This window comes from Vibrio sp. 10N.286.48.C11, from assembly GCF_041469805.1.
Taxonomy (GTDB): Bacteria; Pseudomonadota; Gammaproteobacteria; order Enterobacterales; family Vibrionaceae; genus Vibrio; species Vibrio crassostreae_C.
On record NZ_JBFRLK010000006.1, the window covers coordinates 1 to 4,514 of the forward strand.

Annotated in this window: 1 protein-coding gene, 6 tRNA genes and 1 pseudogene; 1 reads left to right on the forward strand and 7 read right to left on the reverse strand. The window is 41.7% G+C overall.

Annotated elements, in window-relative coordinates; all coding sequences use genetic code 11:
- Window positions 1-948: 948 nt before the first annotated feature.
- The gene (locus AB4209_RS02145) at window positions 949-1,344 is read left to right on the forward strand and encodes a DUF2391 family protein (RefSeq protein ID WP_017060180.1); all 396 of its coding nucleotides are present in this window, start codon (window positions 949-951) and stop codon (window positions 1,342-1,344) included.
- Window positions 1,345-1,688: 344 nt separating this feature from the next.
- On the opposite strand, the gene AB4209_RS02150 is transcribed toward AB4209_RS02145, so the two are convergent.
- The 7 genes and pseudogenes from AB4209_RS02150 to AB4209_RS02180 all read right to left on the reverse strand — a co-directional run bounded on the left by AB4209_RS02150 (window position 1,689) and on the right by AB4209_RS02180 (window position 4,447).
- Window positions 1,689-1,764, reverse strand: a tRNA-Asn gene (locus AB4209_RS02150).
- A 29-nt stretch (window positions 1,765-1,793) separates the two neighbouring features.
- Window positions 1,794-1,869: transfer RNA gene (locus AB4209_RS02155), tRNA-Thr, on the reverse strand.
- 36 nt (window positions 1,870-1,905) lie between these two features.
- Window positions 1,906-1,981 (reverse strand) — tRNA-Asn (locus AB4209_RS02160).
- Between the two features lie 24 nt (window positions 1,982-2,005).
- Window positions 2,006-2,081: transfer RNA gene (locus AB4209_RS02165), tRNA-Thr, on the reverse strand.
- A 56-nt stretch (window positions 2,082-2,137) separates the two neighbouring features.
- Window positions 2,138-2,213 (reverse strand) — tRNA-Phe (locus AB4209_RS02170).
- A 235-nt stretch (window positions 2,214-2,448) separates the two neighbouring features.
- Window positions 2,449-3,989, reverse strand: a pseudogene (locus tag AB4209_RS02175) (methyl-accepting chemotaxis protein).
- 382 nt (window positions 3,990-4,371) lie between these two features.
- Window positions 4,372-4,447, reverse strand: a tRNA-Asn gene (locus AB4209_RS02180).
- Window positions 4,448-4,514 lie beyond the last annotated feature (67 nt).

The window sequence follows — 4,514 nt, forward strand, 5'->3', positions numbered from 1 at the left end:
GTCTTTAAAGTGTGCGAGCGCAAGTAAACGCATCTTCATCTGAATGGTTTTTTGCTGGCTCGCAAGCTTTTTGAAGTCAGTGTTATTAAGGCTATCCATGGCTAAATTTCACAATAATTCATCAATCTTAATTAGACCACATTTTTACTTTAATTGGTATTAGGTGTTCCTCAAACCAACTCATGATTACGACTACATTATTTCTGATTCCAGCTGTGAGGTGACTCGAGCATTATTTCAAACGTATATAGCTTTAAGTTTAGCATTCAGATACTCGAGCCATACGCGCTGTAGATGTTTCCTTTATTAAGTGAGCGGCTCTCAGTATTAGTTAACAGCCTTTCGGCTACGAAATCTGACTTCTGCTCTATCTGTGAATCTATAGGATACGTGTAATTAGGGCTCTATCATGGAGGCTTCTCTTAAGAACGCTAGAGCTCATAATGAGTCGACTTAATGTCTCTTGTTATGCATTGAGCTTAAAACCACTCTCGATGGTATTGAGTGACTCGTTCTAAGTACTTCAAAGGGTGAAAGTAGGCTAGATTCAGCTTAAAGGTGAGAGTCGCTAAGTGTGTTCCCAAGTGGTGCCTGAGGGGTATATAAGCTAAGAAATAGAGCATCCCTCGTATTCGTGAAGTGACGTTTATCACCCTGCGGATTTAGATTCTTTGGTTCTAGGTGCTGGTATACTAGGGGTTACCACTCTGTCTTCGATTTTGATGTGTTTGTTGACTCGATATTAATCAGTCGTGTTGACCGTTTTGCTCTGAGCATATTGATTTCTTGCTGGTTAGTTCAAGCTATGTTTTGGTTATTGCGACTAAGATGAAGCTAGAAGGTCACTACTGTTTGCTTAGTAGAAATAAAAATCCCCCAAATCATCGGCGGATAGTTTTGTGATTCTTTTCAGAATTAGATAAAGCCTTAAACCTAATGGGTCGAATTATGAAATTGAGTTTTAACTTTGAAGATGCGAGCCAGATCTTTGTGGGATCTTTTGCCTTGGCCGTGCCGATTTCTTTTTCTGAAGAGGCTTGGAAGTTAGGGGAGACTTTACCTACCGCTAATCTATTGCTGCTATTTTTACTGTCTGCGGTGTTCTTAGGCTTCTATACGTATGAGAGTGTCTTTCAAAAAGATGTTGTTGCTCGGTTGCCGGTGTTTATTTTCAGAATAGTGATTGCTTATGTTATGACGGCATTGGTCGTTGCTTTGGTACTGACTTGCCTGGACAAATTACCTCTATTGAGTGATCCCGTCGTATCGATCAAAAGAGTGATTGTTATTTCAATGCCAGCCTCTATGGGCGCTATTGTAGTGGATAGTTTTGATAAAGAGTAATCTGTGTATCAATTTGGATTGAAGTGTCTTACAGAGCTTTTCAGCGCTTACTTGATTCGTTATTTAGCTTTCTTACCTCCAAACTTAGTATTGATTTTTTCAACCGATCTCCTAGTCAATAAAATGAGTAGCAACGTACTGTGACTGACTCTTACGTGAATGTGTCGTTTGTTGTTGGGAGATTTTGAAGAGCATTAAGTAGCGAAGATTTGTAGCTTTGGAAGGATATAAAAACGGTTGGTTTCTGAATTGAATATGGTATTTGAAAGGTGAGGGTAGTTGTATTAATAAGTTAGGATCTTTAGATGCAAAAAAGCCGCATCAATGATGCGGCTTCTTTTAATTGGCTCCCCTTGCAAGACTTGAACTTGCGACATACGGATTAACAGTCCGCCGTTCTACCGACTGAACTAAAGGGGAATTGATTGTTTAGTCTCTAATCAAGAGAATGGTGCCGACTACCGGAATCGAACTGGTGACCTACTGATTACAAGTCAGTTGCTCTACCTACTGAGCTAAGTCGGCATCATGAATCAAAAAGCTTATGCTTGATGATTAACTTGGCTCCCCTTGCAAGACTTGAACTTGCGACATACGGATTAACAGTCCGCCGTTCTACCAACTGAACTAAAGGGGAATTATTCTTAAAGCTTTAAAGAAATGGTGCCGACTACCGGAGTCGAACTGGTGACCTACTGATTACAAGTCAGTTGCTCTACCTACTGAGCTAAGTCGGCACATAATATTTCTTTGTGCTTTACTGTTGTTGTCTAAGACACCAACAAATAAATTGTGGTGCCCGGAGGCGGAATCGAACCACCGACACGAGGATTTTCAATCCTCTGCTCTACCGACTGAGCTATCCGGGCGACGAGGTGTATTAAACGTGTTTTCGCGTTCTGGGTCAACATTAAATTGCAAAAAAAGTATCGTTTGATGTTTTTCTATACTTAGTGGGTTGTTTTTGCTCATTTGGGGTGAAAAACCTAGGTCTAGCATGCCCTAAAAGATAGTAAAACTACGGTTAACTACACTGAATGGGCGCCGAAATAAAAAAAGCACGTATGAAAACGTGCTTTTTTATTTGAGAATTTTCTAGGGAGTTTAGTGTTTTACTTCAAACCTATTAACCCAAGCTTCTAATTCGTTGGAAAGAGAGGCAAGAGTTTGGGTGCTGTTATGACTTTCTGTTACGACATTGCTCAGTTGGTTACCGCTCTCTTCGATCATATTGATACGCTTCGACATATCATCGCTCACCTGAGTCTGCTCAGCGGCCGCTGTTGCGATTTGATGACTCATTGATGAAATGGACTCTAATGCGACAACAATCTGTTGTAGTGCTTCAGAGGCGTTTTGAGACTCTGTTACGGTGCTTTCACTGGTCGCGGCACACACTTCCATGGTTTGAATTGCGTTGCGAGATCCCTCTTGAAGGTTATTAATCATTAATTGGATTTCTTTTGTGCTCGATTGTGTTCTGCCTGCAAGGTTACGAACCTCATCTGCTACAACAGCAAATCCACGACCTTGTTCGCCAGCTCGAGCTGCTTCAATGGCTGCATTTAGTGCCAATAGGTTAGTTTGCTCCGCTATATCACCAATCACATCCAATACTTTTGCAATGTTGTTTACATCGTTATCTAGGTTAGCGACAGCTTCGCTTGCTGTGCCTAGTTGGCCTGCTAAGCCTTGAATGTTATCTACTGTGTTGTGAATGAGTTGTTGGGTATGCTGGCTCTGTTTGTCGGCCTCGTCGGTGTTGCGCGCGGTATCGCTAGCTGAAGCAGCTACGTTATTGGCTGAAGAGGCCATCTCGGTCATTGCTGTCGCGATCATCTCTGTTGATTGCTGTTGGGTGTCTGTCAGTTGACCAATTGACCCAGCGCGATCTTCTACGCGCTGCAGTTCGCCTCTTAATGCCAGCATTGAAGCGTCAAGGTTTGAATTCGACCTTGTGCTACGGCTTGTACTGCTTCTCGTACGTCTTTAGGTTCGCCGCCAAGAAGCGCTAGCATGCGTTTAATGGATACAATTAGGCTCGCCAGAATAAGACCAGCAATCACGACACAAAGGAATAGCTGCCATTGAGCAGTAGACCAAAAACGAGCGTTAACTTCATTGAACCCGATACCAGTGCCGACAACCCAACCCCAATGTGGCGTTTTCTCTGCAATAGACAGTTTTTCTTCAATCGTTCCATCTGGCAGTTTTTGTGTCCAGGTGTACTCAATGATCTCGCCAGTACGATTACCAAGTACTCTTTGGATTAGCTGCCCAACACTATTGCCGTCGCCATCTTTAAAGTCGTTAAAACTGGTTCCGTGCAGTTGAGGATCTAATGGTGTCGCGATAAACGTCATGTTCTCATCGGCTACGTAAACATATTCATTATCTTTATAGATGTTGTTGCGTAGAAGGCGAGTAGCTAGTTGCTTGGCTTGCTCTTCTTCTAGTGTGCCATCAATCGCCATTTTTTCGACTTCAGTAAGAATGCTGTATGCGCTCTTAAACAGCTCTGTTACGCGAGCTTTGTTGTCCATGTTGCTAGCAACTCTTAAGGTCCATAAGCCTGTAGCCGTCAGTGCTAGCAGGGCGATCAAGATGATGCCCGATAATAAGTAAGCTTGCGTTTTTAGTTTCATATTTCCCCGCGCAGCGATTCAATAATTAGTATTAGGTATAATTCATCGAATCTTAATCTAAGTGGTGTAAGGCAGATATTAGAAAGACATCAAAGTATGATAGGGATTAAATTTTCGAAGAAAAAAAAGTAACAGGACTTGGTTCTATTTGTTTTAATGTGAATATTAGCGGGTCATGAACTTTATAAGGCGTTGGTTCTGTTGTAGTGGATATGCTTTATAGAACTTAGAATCAACTGCTGTAGTAAGAGTACTAAAAGGAGATAACTCAATTTATCGAGACTGATTAAGAGTTAGTGAGGAGCTGATGTGTATATTGAATAGAGTTTGTTTTTGTTCAAACGAAAAAAAGCCAAGTCTTTCGACTTGGCTTTCTTGAATGTGGCTCCCCTTGCAAGACTTGAACTTGCGACATACGGATTAACAGTCCGCCGTTCTACCAACTGAACTAAAGGGGAATTATTTGTGTCAACATCAGGTCTATAAAGACCATTATTTGTTAAGCACCAAATAATGGTGCCTCGA